Origin of the sequence: Pseudomonas sp. Leaf59 (assembly GCF_920984685.1) — a bacterium.
Lineage (GTDB): Bacteria > Pseudomonadota > Gammaproteobacteria > Pseudomonadales > Pseudomonadaceae > Aquipseudomonas.
In genome coordinates this window covers 213,013-234,356 of record NZ_CAKLBR010000003.1, presented here as the reverse complement: position 1 = coordinate 234,356, position 21,344 = coordinate 213,013, and the positions used below count along the sequence as shown (strand labels likewise).

General features: G+C 62.6%; 14 protein-coding genes. 8 read left to right on the top strand and 6 right to left on the bottom strand.

What is annotated here, in order from left to right; all coding sequences use genetic code 11:
* Positions 1 to 15: 15 nt before the first annotated feature.
* The 3 genes from LUB09_RS04675 to LUB09_RS04665 all read right to left on the bottom strand — a co-directional run bounded on the left by LUB09_RS04675 (position 16) and on the right by LUB09_RS04665 (position 3,347).
* A complete protein-coding gene (locus tag LUB09_RS04675) occupies positions 16 to 2,127 on the bottom strand; it encodes a TonB-dependent receptor family protein (RefSeq protein WP_231421794.1) in 2,112 nt (703 codons plus the stop codon).
* A 73-nt stretch (positions 2,128 to 2,200) separates the two neighbouring features.
* Positions 2,201 to 2,473 (bottom strand): hypothetical protein, encoded by a 273-nt coding sequence (locus LUB09_RS04670; protein WP_231421793.1) that lies wholly within the window; start codon positions 2,471 to 2,473, stop codon positions 2,201 to 2,203.
* A 127-nt stretch (positions 2,474 to 2,600) separates the two neighbouring features.
* Positions 2,601 to 3,347 (bottom strand): hypothetical protein, encoded by a 747-nt coding sequence (locus tag LUB09_RS04665; protein ID WP_231421792.1) that lies wholly within the window; start codon positions 3,345 to 3,347, stop codon positions 2,601 to 2,603.
* A 278-nt stretch (positions 3,348 to 3,625) separates the two neighbouring features.
* Between LUB09_RS04665 and LUB09_RS04660 the strand changes: the two genes are divergently transcribed.
* From LUB09_RS04660 to LUB09_RS04625, 7 genes are all read left to right on the top strand, one after another.
* Complete coding sequence (locus tag LUB09_RS04660) at positions 3,626 to 4,081, top strand: (2Fe-2S)-binding protein (protein WP_209981143.1); 456 nt, start codon at positions 3,626 to 3,628, stop codon at positions 4,079 to 4,081.
* Positions 4,081 to 6,318 (top strand): xanthine dehydrogenase family protein molybdopterin-binding subunit, encoded by a 2,238-nt coding sequence (locus tag LUB09_RS04655; protein ID WP_209981142.1) that lies wholly within the window; start codon positions 4,081 to 4,083, stop codon positions 6,316 to 6,318. The genes LUB09_RS04660 and LUB09_RS04655 overlap by 1 nt, the downstream gene beginning before the upstream one ends.
* Before the next feature lie 15 nt (positions 6,319 to 6,333).
* Positions 6,334 to 7,671 (top strand): c-type cytochrome, encoded by a 1,338-nt coding sequence (locus tag LUB09_RS04650; protein ID WP_231421791.1) that lies wholly within the window; start codon positions 6,334 to 6,336, stop codon positions 7,669 to 7,671.
* 440 nt (positions 7,672 to 8,111) lie between these two features.
* The gene (locus tag LUB09_RS04645) at positions 8,112 to 8,840 is read left to right on the top strand and encodes a response regulator (protein ID WP_209981137.1); all 729 of its coding nucleotides are present in this window, start codon (positions 8,112 to 8,114) and stop codon (positions 8,838 to 8,840) included.
* On the top strand, positions 8,837 to 9,898 hold the full coding sequence (locus LUB09_RS04640) for an ATP-binding protein (RefSeq protein ID WP_209981135.1): 1,062 nt from the start codon (positions 8,837 to 8,839) through the stop codon (positions 9,896 to 9,898). The genes LUB09_RS04645 and LUB09_RS04640 overlap by 4 nt, the downstream gene beginning before the upstream one ends.
* 241 nt (positions 9,899 to 10,139) lie before the next feature.
* Positions 10,140 to 10,451 carry a hypothetical protein gene (locus LUB09_RS04630; RefSeq protein WP_209981133.1) on the top strand — a complete coding sequence of 104 codons (312 nt, stop codon included), beginning with the start codon at positions 10,140 to 10,142 and terminating at the stop codon, positions 10,449 to 10,451.
* Positions 10,452 to 10,579: 128 nt separating this feature from the next.
* A complete protein-coding gene (locus tag LUB09_RS04625; protein WP_209981131.1) occupies positions 10,580 to 11,449 on the top strand; it encodes an isocitrate lyase/PEP mutase family protein in 870 nt (289 codons plus the stop codon).
* Here the strand turns inward: LUB09_RS04625 and ydiJ are convergent.
* A complete protein-coding gene (ydiJ, locus tag LUB09_RS04620; RefSeq protein WP_231421851.1) occupies positions 11,439 to 14,468 on the bottom strand; it encodes a D-2-hydroxyglutarate dehydrogenase YdiJ in 3,030 nt (1,009 codons plus the stop codon). The two genes, LUB09_RS04625 and ydiJ, sit on opposite strands and share 11 nt — an antisense overlap.
* Positions 14,469 to 14,616: 148 nt before the next feature.
* On the opposite strand from ydiJ, the gene LUB09_RS04615 reads away from it, so the two are divergent.
* Entirely contained in the window at positions 14,617 to 15,501 is an 885-nt protein-coding gene (locus LUB09_RS04615; RefSeq protein ID WP_231421789.1) for a LysR substrate-binding domain-containing protein, read from the top strand.
* A gap of 109 nt (positions 15,502 to 15,610) precedes the next feature.
* Here LUB09_RS04615 and LUB09_RS04610 read toward each other — a convergent pair whose 3' ends face one another.
* Both LUB09_RS04610 and LUB09_RS04605 read right to left on the bottom strand, forming a co-directional pair.
* Complete coding sequence (locus LUB09_RS04610; protein ID WP_231421788.1) at positions 15,611 to 19,573, bottom strand: YDG domain-containing protein; 3,963 nt, start codon at positions 19,571 to 19,573, stop codon at positions 15,611 to 15,613.
* Positions 19,574 to 19,618: 45 nt separating this feature from the next.
* Positions 19,619 to 21,340 carry a ShlB/FhaC/HecB family hemolysin secretion/activation protein gene (locus tag LUB09_RS04605; protein WP_231421787.1) on the bottom strand — a complete coding sequence of 574 codons (1,722 nt, stop codon included), beginning with the start codon at positions 21,338 to 21,340 and terminating at the stop codon, positions 19,619 to 19,621.
* Positions 21,341 to 21,344: the final 4 nt, after the last annotated feature.

Sequence of the window (21,344 nt, the reverse complement as noted above, 5' to 3'; positions counted from 1 at the left end):
TTGCGGATCCTGAACTCAACGCCAGCGCCAGGACACTCCGGTATAGATGCCCCGCCCATCCGCCGGGGTCGAACGCGCGACGTCCAGCCCCTTGTCGTCATACCCCGGCGTGACCGTATTGGCATAGCGGCGGTGGGTGAGATTGCGCAGATCGACCCACGCCTGCCAGTCCTGCTTCGGCGCGTCGTAGCCAAAGGTCGCGCCCAGCAAGGTATAGGCGGCCGCGTAATAGGAATTGGCATAGTCCACCGCCACCCGCGAAGAGTGCTCGGTGTTGAGGCTGGTGTAGAAGCCGCTCGGGTGACTGTAGCGAACTTGCGCCTGGTAATAATGCCTGGGGATGCCCGGCAGCGTGTTGCTGCCAAAGCGGTCATCGTCACGGTAGTGGAAGTCGCTGAAGGTGTAGGCCTGGCGCAGATCGAGCCGGCCCTCGCGGCCGCCGTCCCACAGCGGGCTGAGCAGGCTCAGTTCCACGCCCTGATGCACCGTGGGGCTGGCGTTGGCCTCGGCAATCACGGCGTTGCTGGTGGCGGTCTGGGCCTGGGTTTCCACGGCCAGCAGTTCGTGGCGCACTTCGGAGCGGTACAGCGCCAGGTCCCAGGCACCAAGCCACGCTTCACCCCGTCCGCCGACTTCCAGGGTGGTGGCGGTCTGGTTTCTCAGGCTCACGCCTTCACGCGCCAGCCCTTTGGCCGGGCCGCTGGTGAAGTATTTGTTGGAACCCCAGATCATCGACCACGCATGCGGCGGCTCGACCGAGCGACTGAGGTTGCCGTATACCTGCAATTGCGGATTGAAGTCATAACGCAGGCCAATGCGCGGTGCGTAATCCCAGTCATGCTGACTGAGCGGCGCCTGACCTTGCGGGTAGGTAACCTGGGTTTCGCGGCGCGTATAAATGGCCGCCAGGCCGGTGGTCAGCCACAGGTCCGGCAACAGTTCCAGGTCATTACCGATATGCAGCACGGTGTCGGACCCGAGGTAGGAATAATCGCGGGTCCTGGTGCCTGGCGCGTAGCTGGCGGTATTTGTGGCCGGCGTACGTACATATTCCGACGCGCCATTGTTGGGCATCGCCTGGGTGGTGCGCAGGCCGAGGGTGGTTTTGCTGTCATGGCCGAACAGGCTGTCCTGCCGGATGTAGTTCAGGGTGCCGCTGATATCGGTGTAGGCGACTTTCAGGCGGTTGGTGCCTTCGCGCAGGTCCATGGGGTAATCGTGATAGGCCAGGCCGACCTCGACCTTTGAGTTTTCATCCAATTGCAGGGTGGTTTTGTTGGCGATCCAGGTGGAGCCTGGTTGCAGGCGCTTGGAATCGCGGGCGGCGTTGAGGCTGTTGGCGGCACGCGGATCATGGCTGATCTGGTAACGCGTGAGCTTGCCGGGGGTGTCGTTGGCGGTTTCGCGGTAACGAAAATAGAAGCGGGTTTCCAGGTCCGGGTTGAAGCGATAGCCGAAGTTGGCGGCAATACCCTTGCCGCTACCGGCGCTCTGCTGCTGATAGCCGTCGGACGCGGCGTCGGTGAGGCTGATGTAGTAGTCGGCGTCGCCCAGCACCTGGCCGGAACTGATTTCACGCTGGGCATAACCGCGACTGCCCGCCTCATAGCGCAGTTGCAAAGTCGGCGCGTCATAGCCGGTACGGGTGATGTAGTTGACCGCCCCCCCCAACGCCAGCGCACCGCGATCAAAGCCGTTGGCGCCGCGCAGCACCTCAACGCGGCTGTGCCACAGTGGGTCCTTGAGTTCATAGGGCGTGCCGCCGGGCCCGGTGAGCGGCAAACCGTCGAGCATCTCGAACAGGCCGGACGCATGGGACCCAGGGCTGCGGTTCAGGCCCGAGCCACGGATGGACAGCTTCACCCCTTCATTATTCGCAGCCTTGGCATACACCCCGGCCTGATACTTGAACACATCCTCATTGGTGCTGACGCGCCCCTGTTGCACGCTGTCCAGGTCGATGTAGTTAGTGGCGCCAGGCACGCTCTTGAGCTGCGCCTGAGCCATTTCACCGGCACTGGCGGGCGCCGTGCTGACTTCGACCGGTGCCAGTTGCAGGGTTTCGGCGTGCACCGTCAGGCTGAGGGTCAGGGCGGCAAACAGGAGCGGGGATTGGCGCAACAGCATGGGGCAGGTCCTTGGCATTCGGAAGCGTAAGAAGCCTGGCGGCTTCGACGGGTCACTCCTTACAAACGAATCATCAGCTTGCGGCAACAGCCTCCAGTGCCTGCATGAAGTCATCGGCCTCCGACCCCGGGGGAAACCTGAAACCATACATTTCATCTGTGGCCAGAATCGCGTCCAGGGTGTTGCGCAACTGTGCTTCGGTCGGCGAGTCCTGCAGCAGTTTCTGCGCCGGCAGCAGCAGCTCCGCCGCGACGCCCTGGACGCTTGCGGTGTCGATCACCGCAAACAGGATGAAGCGCAAACGAATGTCGCGATCCGTGAGCCAAACCGTTTTTCGCTTACCCAAGGTAGGCCTCGACTTTTAGGAAAAGTCCGAGGCTATTGCCGCTGGAGGGGTGTTTCAAGCGGCCTGTTGCAAGATAGGCCAGTTCCTACATGGGAAAGCGAAACGCCGCACTCCCCGGCCCTGGGTATCACTGCACCGGCAGAAAATTCATCAACAACAGGCTTTGCGCATAATTGAGACCAATGCGGCGGTAGCGCTCGTCGAGGATCTGGGTGAGCAGGTCCAGGCGCGCGACGATCTTGCCGAATTCCACGGCGAAACTGAGGTTGCTGCCCTCCTCCGAGATCTCGTTGGAAAACAGCAGCAACACGCCATTGGCGTCTTGGCGCTGGCCGAGCAGCCAGGTGGCCTTTTCAATATTGCGCGCGGCGTTGCTGACGAATTGCGGGTTGATCGAATCGGTCACGTAGAACCGGGTGCGCCCGCCATGGGCGGTGACCAGCATGCTGCCGATGGCGTAGATGAATGCGCCGACGCGGTCGCCGCGAAACTCCGGGCTCAGCGAGTAACTCAAGGCTGCCAGGTCACGACGCTCGCCAAGTGCCGGCAACGGCTGACGGTTTTCGATGGCCTGGCGGATTGTCCGCGCGGCGGTCACGGCATCCGGGTAGCCCGACTGACGCCACTGGCTCGGGTTGCGCAGGTAGAGCTTGTTCATCAACAGATACAGGCTTTGCAGGTTATCGCGCATGCCCAACGTTGCCATGCGGTCCACGCTGGTCTGGAAGAACTCATCAGGTTTGCCTTCGCTGAATTGCCGGGCCATATCGCGGCCCTGCTGCTGGCTGCACGCCGTGGCACAGAGCGCCAGCATTGCTGCGAACAGCAGCGGCCAGCGTTTGATTAAACAGGTTGAAAGGTGGTTCATCCGCATCCGGTCGGGTCCTGCTGCCTGCGCGCGGAATGCGCGCGCTCGTGACAGGGATAGATCAGAAGAATGAAAAAAAGTGCAGCCCTGCCCGGCAGATCAGTAAAGGACTACACCCCTGCACTAGCGCATTCCTGTTGAATACTTGCCTGATCCTACGGAGTTGCCGCCGATTGGATAGATAGCCCTGGCCCGGTGGTCTAGAGTGCAAACATGGGCGACCTGCGTCGCACCTCTTATAAGAACTCAGCTACACCGACCGATGATCAGCAGGTGAACCCGCCATGGAATTACGCATCAACCAAAAAGCCTATCAAGTCGAGGCCGACGCCGACACGCCCCTGTTGTGGGTGATCCGCGATGACCTGGGCATGACCGGCACCAAGTACGGCTGCGGCCTGGCCCAGTGCGGCGCCTGCTCGGTGCTGGTGGACGGCAACGTGGTACGCGCCTGCGTTACACCGGTGGCCGCCGTGGCGGGCCGCGAAATCACCACCATCGAGGCCATCGAAGCCGATGACGTGGGTAAGCGCGTGGTCGCCGCCTGGGTCGAGCATCAGGTGGCGCAATGCGGTTATTGCCAGTCCGGGCAGGTGATGGCGGCCACCGCGCTGCTCAAGCACACCCCCGCGCCCACCACGGCGCAGATCGACGCGGCCATGGTCAACCTGTGCCGCTGCGGCACGTACAACGCGATCCACACCGCCATGGATGACCTGGCCAAGCAGGAGCGTGCCTGATGAATACGCATCTGCCCCTGCCTGAATTGCCCCTGGGTGATCCGGTCAACCTGTCGCGCCGACGCTTTCTGGCCAGCACCGCCGTGGGCGCGCTGGTGATCGGCTTCGGCCTGCCGATGGGCTCGGCCCGGGTGCAGGCTGCCACGGCCAACGCCGCAGAGCGCGGCACCCAGGTGCCGGCGTTTCTGGAAATTCGCCCGGACGGCAGCGTGCGTCTGCTCAGCCCCTTCATGGAAGGTGGCCAGGGCACCCACACCGCCATGGCGCAGATCGTCGGCGAAGAGCTGGACGCCGATCCCGCCACCTTCGTGGTCGAGGCCGCTCCACCGGGCGAAGCCTACGTGGTGATGGAAAACGGCATGCGCATTACCGGCGGCAGCATGTCGGTGCGCATGAGCTACCCGACCATGCGCCGCCTGGGCGCCCTCGCGCGCGCCATGCTGCTGCAGGCCGGCGCCGAACAGCTCGGCGTGCCGCTCGCCGAACTCACCACCCAGCCCGGCCGCGTGGTGCACGCAGCGTCCGGCCGTTCGCTGGGCTACGGCGAATTGGCCGGGCGCGCCCTGGACATGCCGGTGCCCGACCCGGCCAGCATCACCCTGCGCGACCCGAGCCAGTTCCGCTGGATCGGCAAACCGGTGAAACGCCTGGACGCCTACGACAAATCCACCGGCAAGGCGCTGTATACCATCGACCTGAAAGTCGACGACATGCTCCATGCCGCCGTGCAGCACGCGCCCCGCCTGGGCATGACCGTCGGCAGCCTGCGCAATCAGGCGCAGGTCGAAGCGATGAAAGGCGTGCATTCGGTGCACACCCTGCCCGGCGCCGTGGCGGTGGTGGCCGAACGCTGGTGGCACGCCAAACGCGCCGTCGAAGCGATTCAGGTGGATTGGCTGGAAGCGGCCGCCGATTCGAAGCTGCGCGCAATGCCTGCCGACTTTTCCAGCGACAAACACCGCGAATTCCTCGCCGCCCAGCAAGGTCCGACCCGCGACGACGAGAACGAAGGCGACGTGGCCGGCGCGCTGAAAAACGCCAAAACCCGGGTCGAGGCCACTTACCACAACCAATACCTCAACCATGCCCAACTGGAACCGCCGTCGGCGCTGGCGCGCTTCAACCCCGATGGCTCACTCGAGGTGTGGCTGCCCAACCAGGCACCGGACATGTTCCGCGCCGACATCGCCAAGCGCACCGGCCTTGATCCTGCGAACATCACCCTGCACTCGCCGCTGCTGGGCGGATTTTTCGGTCGGCACTTCCTCTATGAGTCGGCCAATCCCTACCCGCAGGCCATCGCGCTGGCCAAGGCCGTGGGCCGCCCGGTCAAACTGATCTGGAGCCGCGAGGAAGAGTTCCTGCGTGACGTGTTGCGGCCGCTGGCGGTGGTCAAGTTCCGCGCTGCACTGGATGACAAAGGTTTGCCGGTCGCCATCGAAGCAGTCAGCGCCACCGAAGGCCCGACGGAAGCCCTCGCCGGCAAACAGGGTGACAAGATTGACCCTGCGGCCCTTGAAGGGTTGTCGGGCAAAAGCTACGCAATCGCCAACAAACGCACCGCGCAGATCTACGTCAAAGGCCCGGCCATGCTCGGGTACTGGCGTTCGGTGGGCAATTCGCTCAACGATTTTTTCTATGAAGCGTTCCTCGATGAACTGGCGGACAAGGGCGGTCACGACCCCTATGAGTTGCGCTTGCACCTGCTGCGCGACAACCCGCGACTGACTACCTTGCTCAAGGCTGCAGGCGAGTTGTCCGGCGGCTGGAAACGGGGCCCCTACACCGCCGAAGACGGCAGCCGCCGTGCCCGTGGCGTGGCGATGGCGTCGCCGTTCGGCTCCCATGCGGCGGTGGTCGCCGAAGTGTCGATCGAGCACGGCCAGGTCAAGGTGCATCACATCTGGGAAGCGATCGACCCCGGCAGCATCGTCAACCCTGCCATCGTGCAGGCGCAGGTGGCCGGCGCCGTGGCATTGGGTCTGTCGCAAACCCTGATCGAGGAAGCAGTGTACGTGGACGGCAAGCCACGCGCACGCAACTACGACCTGTACCCGATCCTGCCGCCCTCGCGCATGGCGCAGGTGCACGTGAAGATCGTCGAGAGTGGCGAAAAAATGGGCGGTATCGGCGAACCCCCGCTGCCCGCAGTGGCGCCGGCCGTGGCTAACGCGGTGGCGCAGTTGACCGGCCAGCGCATCCGCAGCTTGCCATTGAGCCGATACACCTTCAGCTAAGGACAGGGAACGCCCATGAACACCCGACGATTCGCCCGAACCGCAGGCTGGCTTGCCCTGCCCTGCCTGATCGCTGCCGGCCTGCTGGCCTGGTATGTCACCCGTGAGCCTGCCTCGCCATTCGAGCAGGAACAGGCCACAACTTTCGACCCGGCGCTGGTCAGCCGTGGCGAGTATGTCGCGCGCCTCGGCGACTGCGTGGCCTGCCACAGCCTCGCCGGCAAGGCGCCCTTTGCCGGCGGCCTGGAGATGGCCACGCCGCTGGGGGCGATCCACGCCACCAATATCACCCCGGATCGAGACGTCGGCATCGGCGCCTACAGCCTGGCCGACTTCGACCGCGCGGTACGCCAAGGCGTGGCGCCGGGCGGCCGCCGACTCTACCCGGCCATGCCCTACCCGTCTTATGTGAAGCTCAGCGACGATGACGTGCGCGCGCTGTATGCGTTCTTCATGAAAGGCGTGCAACCGGCCAGCGAGCCCAATATTCCCGGCGCCATCCCCTGGCCGCTGAATATGCGCTGGCCCATCGCCCTGTGGAACGGCGTGTTCGCCCCCACGGCCACCTACGCCGCCAAACACGGCCAGGATGCGCTGTGGAACCGTGGCGCCTATATCGTCCAGGGCCCTGGTCATTGCGGCAGTTGCCATACGCCGCGCGGTTTGGCCTTCAACGAAAAAGCCCTGGATGAGACCGGCACGCCGTTCCTCGCCGGTGCGCTGCTCGATGGCTGGTACGCGCCGAGCCTGCGCCAGGACCACAACACCGGCCTGGGCCGCTGGAGCGAGCCGCAGATCGTGCAATTCCTCAAGACCGGGCGCAACCAGCACGCGGTGGTGTACGGCTCGATGACCGAGGCCTTCAACAACTCCACGCAGTTCATGACCGACGACGACCTGGCCGCCATCGCCCGCTACCTCAAGGCACTGCCCGGCGATCCGCAGCGCGACGGTGCGCCCTGGCAGTACCAGGCCGCCGCCGCCGACGCACGCCCCGGCGCCCATCTGTACGCGACACGCTGCGCCTCCTGCCACGGCCCGGACGGCAAGGGCCAGCCCGACTGGATGCCACCCCTGGCCGGCGCCACCTCGGCGCTGGCCAAGGAAGCCGCCTCGGCCATCAACATCACCCTCAACGGCTCCCAACGCATCGTCGCCGCTGGCGTACCCGATGCCTACCGCATGCCAGCGTTCCGCGAGCAACTGTCCGACCAGGAAATCGCCCAGGTGCTGACCTACATGCGCAGTACCTGGGGCAACACTGGCGGCGCAGTCGACGCCAAGGACGTCAACAAACTGCGCGGCCACACCGACCCGGCCAGCAGTAGCCCGATCATTTTGCATATGCGCTAAGAGCGGGGCAGCCTGAGAGCCGACCGGGATGGTCTGCCGAGCGCTGTACAACAAGGGGGCTTGCTCCCGATGAGGGTGGGTCAGCTTATGTGTAGCTGACCCACTGCCATCGGGAGCAAGCCCCCTCCCACATTTTGATCTCCATTGGTCTGATGGATATCACACTGCTTTTGATCTGCTTTGGCTTGGCTTTTGATCGTGGGCGCCCCGTCAACCACGCTGGCCGAACGCAGGCTTGAATCCGTGGGCCGCCGTAAGGGCGGAATCCATAGCAGCCATCCTCGCAGCAACGGATATTCCCCCATCAAATGCCTCCAAATCCGTAACATTTTTGGCAATATCCCCCTCTCCATCATTTCTCCACAAACCCTCCCACAAAAGCGCATGGTAATTACGCACAATCCCCCCAGCCCCACGGCAACCACAACACCGAGCCCGCCATGAATGACCTGCCCAACAGCCCCCGGGAAACCCAGGCGCTGGTACTGATCGCCGAAGACGAACCCGAAATCGCCGACATCCTCATCGCCTACCTCAAGCGCGCCGGGTTTCGCACCGCCCATGCGCTGGACGGCCGGCGCGCGCTGGAGCTGCATCAGACGCTCAAGCCGGACCTGCTGCTGCTCGATGTGCTCATGCCCCATGTGGACGGCTGGAAGGTGCTCGCCGAAGTACGCCATCGCGGCAATACGCCGGTGATCATGCTGACCGCGCAGGACCAGGACCTGGACAAGCTGATGGGCCTGCGCATCGGCGCCGACGACTACATCGTCAAACCGTTCAATCCGGCCGAAGTGGTGGCGCGCACCCAGGCCGTGCTGCGCCGCACCACCGACTATCAATACGTGTCGGCCAGCAGCGTGCTGCGCGTGGATGCGTTCGAGATCGATATCGAAAGCCACGAAGTCACGGTGCGCAGAGCGGGTGAGGCATTAACGCTGCTGCTCACCGCCACCGAATTCAAGTTGCTCGCGCAACTGGCCAAAGCGCCCAAGCGCGTGTTCAGCCGCGCCGAGCTCCTGGCGCTGTGCTCGCCGGAAAGCGACAGCCTGGAACGCACGGTGGACAGCCACATCAGCAAGTTGCGCCGCAAGATCGAAGACCTCGGCCTGCAAGGCGTGCCCGAAAGTATCCGGGGCGTGGGTTACCGGTTTGGGAGTGTGACGTGAAAATCCTCAACGGTTTGAGCCGCCAGATCATTGTGTCGATGTCGGCCGTGGTGCTGTGCGTCATCGCCCTCGCCGTGATCGGCTCCTACGTGTTCTATTCGCTGTTGTGGGCCTATTGGCCGCTGTCCGAAGAAGACGTGGACACGTGGATGCCGTCCAATATCGAATGGGCCTGGATGGGGCTGATCACCCTGGTGGGCCTGGCCGTGGGCGCGGTGGTGGCGTTGAAGTTGTCGCGCCGGATTCTGATGCCCTTGAACTCGGTCGCCGAGAACCTGCGCAAACTGGCCGACGGTGACCTGGAAGCGCAAGCCGTGGCGGGTGAACACCCCATCGGCGAGGCGGCGATTCTGGTGGATGACTTCAACAGCATGGCTCAGCGCCTTAAACGCATGGCCCAGGAGCAGGCGTTCTGGAACGCGGCGATTGCCCACGAACTGCGTACGCCCCTGACCATCCTGCGCGGACGCCTGCAAGGCCTGGCCGAAGGCGTGTTCGAACCGGACAACGCGCAGTTCTACAGCCTGCTGGGTCAGGTCGAAGGGCTGACGCGGCTGATCGAAGACCTGCGGGTGGTCGGGCTGGCCGACAGCGGCTACCTGGAACTGCACCTGCAGAACGCCGACCTCGCTGCCGGGATCGAGGACGATGTGCGGCTGTTCGAACCGAGCCTCACGGCCGCCGGGTTTGTGCTGCACCTGGACCTGCAACGCCGTTTGATGCGCTGCGATCCCGGGCGGATCCGCCAGGCCTTGCTCGCCCTGCTGGACAATATCCGCCGCCACGCCACGCCGGGTAACGTCAACATCCACCTGAGCACGCGCGACGCGATCCATTATCTGCGGGTGCGCGATGACGGCCCCGGCATCGACGCCGAATTTGCCGTGCACCTGTTCGAAGCTTTCCAGCGCGGCGAAAACTCGCGCTCCCGGGCCCAGGGCGGCAGCGGCCTGGGCCTGGCGGTGGTGCGCGCGATTGCCCTCGCCCACGGCGGTGCGGTGAGCTGCCGACGCATGGAAAACGGCGGCACTCTGTTCGAATTCAGCTGGCCCATTTGATCAACCGGATACCGCGATGCGCGTCTTTGCCTGGCTGTTCAGCTCCACCCCCGACTACCGGGACTTCGCTTTACTGGATAACCAGGGCGTGTGTATCGCATTCAAACGCTGTACCGCCCAGCCTGCCAACGGGGACTGGGTCGCCGTCCATGAGATCAACCTGAGCTGGCTGGGCAGACCGTTGCCCGGCAGAGCCCGAACCGTTTAACAACCTTCATCCTGTACGCAGTGGCCTACTCTTATGTCGAACACGTATCTGTCCAAGCTTGAAGACTCACTGAGACTGCACACCACCCGGTTGAAAAAGTGGCAGCGGCTGTGGGTGCCCTTGCAGCAGCGCGCACCAAAATGGGTCTTGGGACTGTGGATTCTGGGGGTGTTCTTCTCGTTGATCACCGAGTTCTATGCGCACTGGATGGTGACCGCGCCGTTGATTCTTGCGTTGATCGTCGCCGAAATCGTGATTGACGAGCGGCAAATGACGCTGGCGTTGCAGGCCGATAAACTGCGCGACCTGCTCAGGACCGCCAGGCATCGCTATGCCTGCCCTTGAGGGTTATGTGCCTGGCGCATGGCCCATTCTTAAACGTCATAACGCTGATTTCATCTGCGTGGTAGGCTCGCTGGTTTATAAACAGGCATTGATCGTGCATTAGACGATGGCCAGAACCAGGAAAGATCATGCCAAAAATTTCCCACTCAGCGCTTCGCTGCAATTTTCGTGAGTTGCTTGCCGCCCCCCAGTGCGTCGAAACAGCTTCTGTGTTCGACCCGATGTCCGCACGCATTGCGGCCGACCTGGGTTTCGAGGTCGGCATCCTGGGCGGCTCGGTCGCCTCGTTGCAGGTGCTGGCGGCGCCCGATTTCGCGCTGATTACCCTCAGCGAGTTCGTCGAACAGGCCACGCGCATCGGTCGCGTCGCCCAACTGCCCTTTATCGCCGATGCCGATCACGGTTACGGCAATGCCCTGAACGTGATGCGCACCGTCGAAGAGCTCGAACGCGCCGGCGTGGCCGCACTGACCATCGAAGACACCCTGCTGCCCGCGCAATTCGGGCGCAAATCCACCGATCTGATTTCCATCGACGAAGGCATCGGCAAGGTCAGGGCAGCCCTCGAGGCTCGGGTCGATCCCGCGCTGTCGATCATCGCGCGCACCAACGCCGGCGTGCTGCCCACCGAGGACGTGATCAAGCGCACCAGGGCCTACGAAAAGGCCGGTGCCGACGGCATCTGCATGGTCGGCGTCAAGGACTTCGAGCACCTGGAGCAGATCGCCGAGAACCTCAGCGTGCCGCTGATGCTGGTGACCTACGCCAACCCCAAGCTCAACGACGCAGCACGCCTGGCCAGCCTCGGTGTGCGCGTGGTGGTGGCCGGCCATGGCGCCTACTTTGCGGCCATCAAGGCCACCTACGACAGCCTGCGCGCGCAGCGCCAACTGACCCACCGCACCTCCAACCTCAGCGCCACCGAACTCACGCACACCTACACGTTGCCGGCCAGCTACATGGCGTGGGCCGAAGAGTTCATGGACGTCAAAGAGTAAGGCTGACGGCATGCTCCAGCACCACTTGCAACGGGTGGCGCAGGTGCTTGCCGGCTTGACGCTTGACCTGACTGCGGCAGGAATACCCGGTGGCCAGCGCCTCACCGGGCCGGTCCAGCTTGCCCGCCCATGACTGCTCGAAAATGGTCTTCGACGTGTGCTGATTGCGGGCCTCATGGCCGTAAGTGCCGGACATCCCGCAACAGCCACTCGCCTCGCTGACCAGCGTGAGCCCCAATCGGGCAAACACGGCTTGCCACTGCGCGGTACTTGCCGGGGCGTTGGTCTTTTCGGTGCAGTGCGCCAGCAGCCGGAAGGTCTGCGAGCGGTGGGTCGCGCGCTCCGGCAGCGCGTCGACCAGCCATTCCTGAGGCAGCAGCACCGTCGGGCATTCGCCAATCCCCGGCACCTTGCGGTACTCCTGGCGATACACCAGCGTCATCGCCGGATCCAGCCCCACCAGCGGCACGCCGCAGTCGGCCAGCGCCTTGAGTTGCGTGGCATTGCGAATCGCCGCTTTCGCGAAGGCGCCGAGGAAGCCCTGCACATGCAAGGGTTTGCCATTGGCGCTATAGGGCGCCAGAAACACCCGATAGCCCAACTGATGAGCCAGTTGGATAAAGTGCGCCAGCAACGGTGTTTCGAAGTAACGGGTGAATGCATCCTGCACCAGCACCACGCTGCGCTCGCGTTGCGCGGGCGTCAGCTCGCGCAGGGTCGGCACGCGGGCAACCTTGACCTTGCACGCGTTGAGCGTGGCCTGCAGGTCGTGGCGGTGGATCAGCGGGCTGTCGAGCATGCCGACATGGCGCGCCAGCAGGCGACTCATCCAACCGGCGCCCATGACCGCGTTGTACAGGCCCGGCGCGTAAGCCAGGTAGGGAATGCTGAACTCCAGCGAGCCGATCAGGTAGTCGCGCAACGGACGTTGATAGCGACCGTGATACAGCTCCAGGAACCGCGAGCGAAACTCCGGCACATTGACCTTGATCGGGCACTGGCCCGCGCAGGATTTACACGCCAGGCAGCCCGCCATGGCGTCATACACCTCATGGGAAAAGTCCGCCTTACCGCGCGAGCGCGCCAGGTTGTTGCGCAGCCTCGCCGGTAACCCGCCCAACCAGGCCAGCCGGCCACGGGCCACGGCCAGTACGTCGATATTGGCTGCGCCCTGCAGACGCAACCACTCGCGGATCAGCGACGCCCTGCCCTTGGGCGAATGCTGGCGTTCGCGGGTGGCCTTCCACGAGGGGCACATGGCGTCGTCGGGGTCGTAGTTGTAGCAGGCGCCGTTGCCGTTGCAATGCATGGCGGTGCCGAAGCTCTGCCACACGCGTTCGTCGATGTGCCGATCGAGGTCGCCGCGCAGCGTCACTTCGTCAACCTTGAGCAACCCCTGGGCGGCATCTGGCGGCGTGCAGATCTTGCCAGGGTTGAGCTGGTTGTGCGGGTCAAAGGCGCCCTTGAGCGCTTGCAACGCCGGGTACAGTTCGCCGAAGAATGCAGGCACGTATTCGGAGCGCAAACCCTTGCCGTGCTCGCCCCACAGCAGCCCGCCGTAACGCTGGGTCAGGGCGGCCACGGCGTCGGAGATCGGTTTGACCAGGGCGGCCTGGGCCGGGTCTTTCATGTCCAGCGCCGGGCGTACGTGCAGCACGCCGGCGTCGACATGGCCGAACATGCCATAGGCAAGGCCATAGCTGTCGAGCAAGGCGCGAAACTCGGTGATGTAATCGGCCAGACGCTCCGGCGGCACGGCAGTGTCTTCGACAAAGGGCTGCGGGCGAATTTCACCGTCGACGTTACCCAGTAGCCCCACCGAGCGTTTGCGCATGGCGTAGACGCGGGTCACCGCTTCGGCGCCTTCGGCCAGGGTGTGGCCCAGCCGCTCGAGGGTGGCGTCGCTCTGCAAGTGCGCGACAAAGGCCGCCACCCGTGCGTTGACCTGCGCCACATCGTCGCCGCTGAATTCCACCAGGTTGATGCCCAGCGTCGGGCGCACGGCCTCGGTGGGGAAATACTCGGCGACGCTGTGCCAGACAATGTCCTTCATTGCCAGCTGCAGCACCCTGGAATCCACGGTCTCGATGGACAGCGGCGCGTGCGCAAGCAAGGCGTTGGCGTCGCGCAGCGCGTCCATGAAGCTGGCGTAGCGCACATTGACCAACACCGAATAGCGCGGAATCGGCAGCACATTGAGCCGGGCCTCGACCACGTAGCCGAGCGAGCCTTCGGCGCCGCACAGCACACTGTTGAGGTTGAAACGCCCCTGCTCGTCACGCAGGTGCGCCAGGTCGTAACCGGTGAGGCAGCGATTGAGCGTGGGGAACACCGAGGCGATCAGTTCGGCCTGGGTGTCGTGGATCTGCCGCGCGGTACGGTACACCTCACCGATACGCCCGCCCTGCGCGCACGCCGCGTCAAGCTCGCTGCCGGACAGCGGCCGGCTATGCAGGTGCTCGCCGCCGAGCAACACGCTATGCAGTTCAAGGACATGGTCGCGGGTCTTGCCGTAGGTGCAACTGCCCTGGCCGCTGGCGTCGGTGTTGATCATGCCGCCCACGGTGGCGCGGTTGGAGGTCGACAGCTCCGGGGCGAAGAACAGCCCGTGGGGCTTGAGCGCGGCATTGAGCTGGTCCTTGACCACGCCTGCCTGCACCCGCACCCAGCGCTCGGCCACGTTGATCTCAAGAATCGCGTTCATGTGGCGCGACAGGTCGACCACGATGCCATCGGTCAGCGACTGGCCGTTGGTGCCGGTGCCACCGCCGCGCGGGGTCAGTTTGATCTGGCGAAAGCGCGGTTCGGCCATCAGGGTGGCGATGCGCGCAATATCGTCGGCGTCCAGGGGAAATACGGCCGCTTGGGGCAGGCGCTGATAGATCGAGTTATCGGTGGCCAACACGGTGCGGGTGGCGTAGTCGGCACTGAGCTGGCCGCGAAAGCCGCTGGCCTGCAAGGCCTGCAGAAACTCCGGGTAATGCGGCGCAGGTGCAGCGGTAGGCAACGGGGCGATCATCGCGGGCAGGTCTCTGGTCACGGAAAGTCGAAATACTTGTCGCCTGGGCATTAATAGGTCAGCCTCAGGTCGTTGGTTTGGCCCATGATCCTGCAGGTTACGGCGCGCTACAAACGCATAATCCTGCCGCTATCGATGACTTTTACGAATGAATTACCGTCACCTCACCCCTTCAATGTCGCTGCTGCTGGCGTTTGAAGCCGCTGCGCGGCACGAAAGCTACACCCGCGCGGCCATGGAACTGTCCCTGACCCAGAGCGCCGTGAGCCGACAGGTTCAGGCACTGGAGCAGCAACTGGGCCTGACGCTGTTTCGCCGCGAAGGCCGGCACGTCCAGTTGACCGACGTGGGCAGGCTGTATCAGCGCGAGATGAGCCATGCGCTCGGCCTGATCCGCAGCGCCACGTTGCAGGCCCTGGCCTACCAATCGGGCAGCGGCACCCTGCGCCTGGCCACCTTGCCGACCTTTGGCTCAAAGTGGCTGTTGCCGCGCCTGCATGATTTTTACAAAAGCCACCCCGGCATGCTGGTGCACATCCATTCGCGGATCGACGCCATCGACTTCGAAACCAGCGGCATCGATGCCGCCATCGTCGTGGGCAGTGCCGATCTGCCAGGGCTGATCAGCCATCGGCTGCACATGGAAGAACTGCTGGTGATCATGTCGCCCGAAGCCGCCCTGGCCCATAAAGACTGGCAAGCGCAGCACCTGGCGCAGCAGATGCTGTTGAATGTGGCAAACAATGCCAGCGTCTGGGGCGAGTGGTTCAGCCACCACGGCCTGCCCCATCGCCTGATGCGCCTGGGGCCGAGCTTTGAGCTGACGTCGCACCTGATCCAGGCCGTGCGCGCAGGCATCGGCATCGGCCTGGTGCCGCGTATCCTGGTGAGCGACGAACTGGCCAAGGGCGAATTGATCAGCCTGGGGCAGCCCTTCGCCAGTCAGCGCAGTTATTACCTGGTTTATCCGCCGCGCAATGAAAGGCTGCCTTCGTTGATTGCGTTTCGCACCTGGCTGTTGGAGCAACTGTGAGTGAGGCCGCAGCCCTTCAGGCATTTTTAAGCCAGCCCTGCAACTCCATGTGTCGTTAGCGGCTCCCGCCGATAGTGTCGAAACGCGCTATGAACTGCGCAGCTCGGGGTTAATTGCCCGCGTGGATGAAACCACCAGGAGTGAAGTTAAGTGGCAGTCTGTAACGACCACTCCTTAAGTCGTCATCCCCCCGCAGTGGCACCGCCTCGACCCCCAAATACTCGACCCTCTGGGAGTGACTCAAACCACGCTCAATTTCGCCTGCTGGAGGAGGTATCAAGTTCGGTAAAACGGGAACTGATGTGATCCGCAAGCTCCCATTCTCGTAACCAATAATATAGTTGCCGAACGTTAGTGGCCCCAGCGGTGCAATAGAATAAGTTCCCGCTGCAACAGCGTTTTGGGCGGAGCCTGCATAGCGCAGGGGCAGACCAGCGAGTTCGTTTGCATCTTCGCCTGCCACGAATCCGGCATAACGGACGCCGTTACCTCCCGAATAGGGGCGACCGCTCCAAGGCACAACCTGGTCGTTCGCCGTTATCTTCAAGGTAGCCGGAAGTATTGAAGCGACGATGCTGCCATTACTCGGAGCGACAAATTGATAGTTGCCCGCATCGGCTCCGGTCAGGCTGCCGAGGACGCTGACGGCTTTGCCTTGACCGACGTTTTTATCGGCAAAAAGGCCGTTGGTGGTGACGCTCAAGTCATCACCCGCCACGACTGTGTTGCTGTCGAGACCGCCATGCACTGTGGCGGTGGTGGTGCCGTCGTAGACCTTATTATCAGCGGTGAATGAACCGCCAATCGTCCTAGGGGTGATGGCGGCGACAACGCTGCCATTACTCGGAGCGATAAATTGATAGTTGCCCGCATCGGCTCCGGTCAGGCTGCCGAGGAGGCTGACGGCTTTGCCTTGACCGACGTTCTTGTCGGCAAAAAGACCGCTGGTGGTGACGTTCAAGTCATCACCCGCCACGACAGTATTGCTGTCGAGACCGCCATGCACAGTGGCGCTAGTCGTGCCGTCGTAGACCTTGTTGTCGGCGGTGAATGCACCGCCAATCGTCCTTGGCATGATGGCCGCGAAAACATTACTCGGGGCAGTAAATTGATAGTTGCCTGCATCGGCTCCGGTCAGACTGCCGAGGACGCTGACCGCTTTGCCTTGACCGACGTTTTTATCGGCAAAAAGGCCGTTGGTGGTGACGCTCAAGTCATCACCCGCCACGACAGTATTGCTGTCGAGACCGCCATGCACAGTGGCGCTAGTCGTGCCGTCGTAGACCTTATTGTCAGCGGTGAATGCACCGCCAATCGCGCGTTGGGAGATGGTGTATGTCCCCTGGACGTAACTGATGTCGTAGCCGAGCTGATCGGAGTAGAGGCCACTCATGCTCAGGGCGTAGGCGCCGGCATTACGGGCAGAGGTGCTAGCATAGATCGGCGTGCCCAGGACCTGGGCACTGCTAGCTGATAGCGTAAAGCCATTTCCACTTACCGTTGCAGTGCTCCCGTCGTAGACCCGGCCATTATCGTTCACCGTTGCATTCACTGGTTTGAGAAAGCTGCGCAGCAACGGCGTCGTCTGCCCCTCGTATAGGCGCCAAGCCCTCCCGGTCCCGCCCGTAGCATCGATGTCCCAGTTCTGGAAAGTGCTGAGCGTGGTCAGCTCGCTCCGGCTCTTACCGATGCCAAAGCTGTTGTAATTGCTCGCATTATTAATGCCCGCACCTGAGCTATCGGTGGTCGCGTAGAAGGAGTCGGTGATGGCATTGCCACTGTGCTGCCCGAGCAAACCGCCAACGAAGGTCCGATTACCCCGTAAGGCTGTTGCGCTGCCCAAGGCGTAACTTTGCTGCACTGTACCGATATTGCTTGCGACCAACCCGCCGGCATAGTTCGAATCGATACCGTCACTGGCGGACGCAGATCCCACGGCGTAACTTTGATAGAGGGTTCCCTGGACATTGGTACCGACTAAACCTCCCGCGAATGCAGACGTTTTGCCCTCGGACGCGATGACTGACGCCGTGGAGTAGCTGCCGCTGATAGTGCCCCCTTGCGCGGTACCGTTCACCGTTGTGGAGGTGTTATTGCCTACCAATCCTCCAGCGATATTTTGATCCGCGTTGGCGTCGCCAGTTGTAACGGAACCCGTGGAATAACTGCTGTCGATACTCCCCAAATTGCGCGCGGCGAGGCTACCAGCAAAATTATCATTGCCACCGGAAGCCGAGAAAAAACCGTCAGTAAGGCCCAAGTGGGTAACATGAGCCCCGCTTCCTAAAGTGCCAAACAGCCCGGCCTCAGCGTTGGTGCTTTGCGAGGAGGCATGGACCGAGACCTGAAGCTTATCGATCAGGTGACCGCCACCGTCCAAAGAGCCTGTGAAAGGTCGATCGAAGTTGCCGATAGGCACAAATCCACTGCAAGAGGAATCACAGTTCCAGTTCTGGGTACCTACAGCCTGGATATCATTGGCCAGTTTGAAGTGGCTGCTCAGGAACCCTTGCATCCCCTGCACACCATAAACGTCGGTGAGCAGGTAAGGGTTGCTTGAACTTCCATCCCCCCCGTTCGCGCGCAGGAAGGAGCCGCCATTCAAGCGAAAGTCATGGGCCTGAAATGTAGGTAGGTTTGCACTGTTTTGAGTCCAGGTTCCCCCCAGGAAGTTAAAGGTTCCCACATCAATCGCAGCGTTGACGTTAACGTTGCGCGCTATGCTCAGTGTCAGGCCGCCATTGACGGCGCTGATGGGCGCATTGATATTCAGGTCGCGCAACGTAAGCAGGCTCAGGGTAGTCGCGGCATTCCAGCTGATTGGCGCCTGGATATTCAGATCTCCAGGCTCGCTGCCTTGAGCGTCAGTTTGCAGAAGAATATTGGTGCTGGCCAGATTGGAGACGAGAGTGTCTGCACCAATGCCGCTGGTGGTTTGAGCTTGGCCACCCGCCGATACGGTGAAATCGGTGGGGTCGACAAGCCACTTGCCGGTCCGTCCCTTGGGCGCCTGAGTAGTGACTCGAGTCGCCGGTGCTATCTGTACCTGTGCACCACTCGTTTCGACGAAACCGCCATTGCCACCGTTGATGGCGCTGGCATCCAGAGTGCCGGCCACCTCGGCACGCCCACCGTGCTCCAGATCGGCCAATAGCAGAATCTTGCCCTCGTGTTCCGCCACCGTGTGAGCCTGCAGCGTGCCAGTATTGCTCACCACTGCCGAGGCGAGAGCGTTGGCGCCCTGAGCATTGAGTACGATCTGCCCACCATCAGCGTAGATTGCACCGCCGTTACGGATGCTGGACTGCAACTCAGACGCACTGACGGCAATCTGCAGATGGCCGTCGGCACCCGCCGCGAAGCTGACTTCCTGACCGCCCGCGAGCACGACGTTGCCGTTATCGGCCGATATACTGCCGGTGTTGCCGACGGTTCGCCCCAGCAGTGCTACGGTGCCATTCCTGGCGCTGATGTGACCTTGGTTGATAACCTCGCCCTTGCTCTGGTCTGTGAGCACGAATCGGTCCCGCCCGGCCAGGAAGTCCTCGTTGGCAATATCCAGCGTCGAGGCGACCAGACCTCCCGTGTTCACTTGGGCGCTGGGGCCGAAGAGTACGCCTGCGCCGTTGACCAGATACACCCTGCCATTAGCGGAAAGGCTGCCCTGAATCAGCGATTGACCACCGCCGCCCGTGACGCGATTAAGGGCTGTCGCATTCGTGCCTGGCTGGTTGAAGCGCACGCTTGCGTTTTGACCTATGTCGAAGGATTGCCAGTCAAGGATGGCACGATCAGAATGCTGCTCGACAACCAGCTGATTGCCCTGCTGCTGAAGTAATGCCTGGCCGCCGAAGACCTTCCCGCCCGTTGGTAGCGCACCGGGCTCAAGCGCCACGCCAGGTGTGGACACCATCAACAGGCTTACCACCATCGCCAGGTGCACTGAATGAAACGCTGGTTTTCGATAGGGGACGTTAACCCTGAAAGTCCACCTCAACCACGCCGCAGGTTCGCAGTTCAGTGCACGTGACGCCGCAGGCCAGGGAGTTGCAAGGGGGGCTTGTCGTTTCATGGTTATGTCCCGCGCAAAAGTCTGAGCAGTTGTGAGTCAATCAACCTAGAAGCTTTGACTGGCGGTGAGCCAGACACGCGGTCCGGTCGAGCCACCATCCTGGTCTTGATCGCTGCGGGTACCACCGGGATTGTTGCCCAGCGGCACCGCGAATATCCCATTGATGACGAAACCACGCGCATGGGTCCAGGCAAGACCGACGCCGCTGGCATAAAGGGGATAGGTGTTACGGCCGCTACCTGTAGTATCCCAGCCTCGCCAGGGAGTCTGATGTTGGCGTGTGACACCCGCATCAAAGAAGGCATAACCATCCAGGTTCGCAATACCCAGCATGGGTAGCAGGCTATGCAGTTCCAGTTGCATCAGGGCACCACTGTCGCCACTGCCCTCGTTGACCGGATACCCCCTCACGCCGTAGGGGCCACCCAGGCTGAACTGTTGCGACGAGGCAAGGTTATTGAAAGCGAGCTGACTGGCGAAGCGCCCTCTCAGATAGAGCGCCGGAGCCAGTACCTGATCGCGGCGAAGTTCGACCCCAAGCGCAGCGAAGCCGCCTTCAACGCCCGCGCTTTGGGCGTCCTGATCACGGTCCGCGGCAATCCGCAGCGCGGCGCGCCCGCCCTCCAGTGAGAGTCTTGCGGCGGTGACACCGCCACCGCCCCAACCATCCCTGGCGTCGCCGCGCAGTTCGAGCGTCGCCAGTTGAATATCTCGCCGGCGCAGGGTGACATCAAAGGCCTCGTCTTCCAGACGCGCATGGCTGACGTCCAGCCCCACCGTGATATTGCGTTCTGTGCTGCGCAACAATGGATAGCTCAGGCCCGCATACAGGGTGCGACTCTGGCCGCGTGCGTCCAAATCGGCAAACTCTTTACCCAGTTGGTAATGCAATTGACCATAGCCGACGCTGGCGCGCAGGCCGTCATAACCCACAGGCGCGCTGTAGGAAACGCTCTCATAATCGAGTCGCTCACTAAGAATCCCACTGATCTGCAATTGATCACCGAAGCCGCTGGGATTGTCGAGCCTGACGGTGCCGAAGCCCTGCCCTCGCCCGGTGAAACGGTTGCCAAAGTTGTTGGCGCCGACAAGCCCCGCGAATAAAGGCGTGTCGCTGATCTGCAACGCCAGATCACTGGTGCCCGGCGCCTGACCTGGGCGCAGCGTACCTTCAGCCCGAACTCCAGGTAGATCGTTGGCCAGCAATAGCCCGCGCTCAAGTTGTGACAGAGAGTACGGTTCATCAGCATTGAGATCTCGGCCGGCTAGAGTGGATACGAAATCTCTGCGGACACGACCTGTACCGGGTGCAACTTGCAGACGTCCAAAACGCCCTTCAACGATGTTGATGCGCAGCGTACCGTCGCTGACATCCTGCGTAGGCAATTGCACTCTTACAAACCATCCGCGCTCGCGGTAGTAACCTACCAGTTGTTGTGCGGCAGCCTGCACTTCACCCAACGTCAAAGGACGATTAAGGTAAGGGTCGAGTTGAGATGCAAGCTCGTTAACCGGTATCAGTTTGGCGCCGACAATATCGACACGCCGAATAACAACCTTGGGCCCGCGGTGATCAGCGCCTGAAATGGGCGCCGGTGCGGCTGGCGACGGTGCAACGACCGGCCTCTGCAGGTTCTGGTCTATCTGGCGCTGAAGCTGGCCCGCGTCCGGCGCAACCTGGGCTTGAGCCGCTGAAGCACAGAAAAAAGCGGCGCCTATGACCAGACGTGTTATTGGACGTTCACCACATGAGCACGTCGTTCGCATTGTT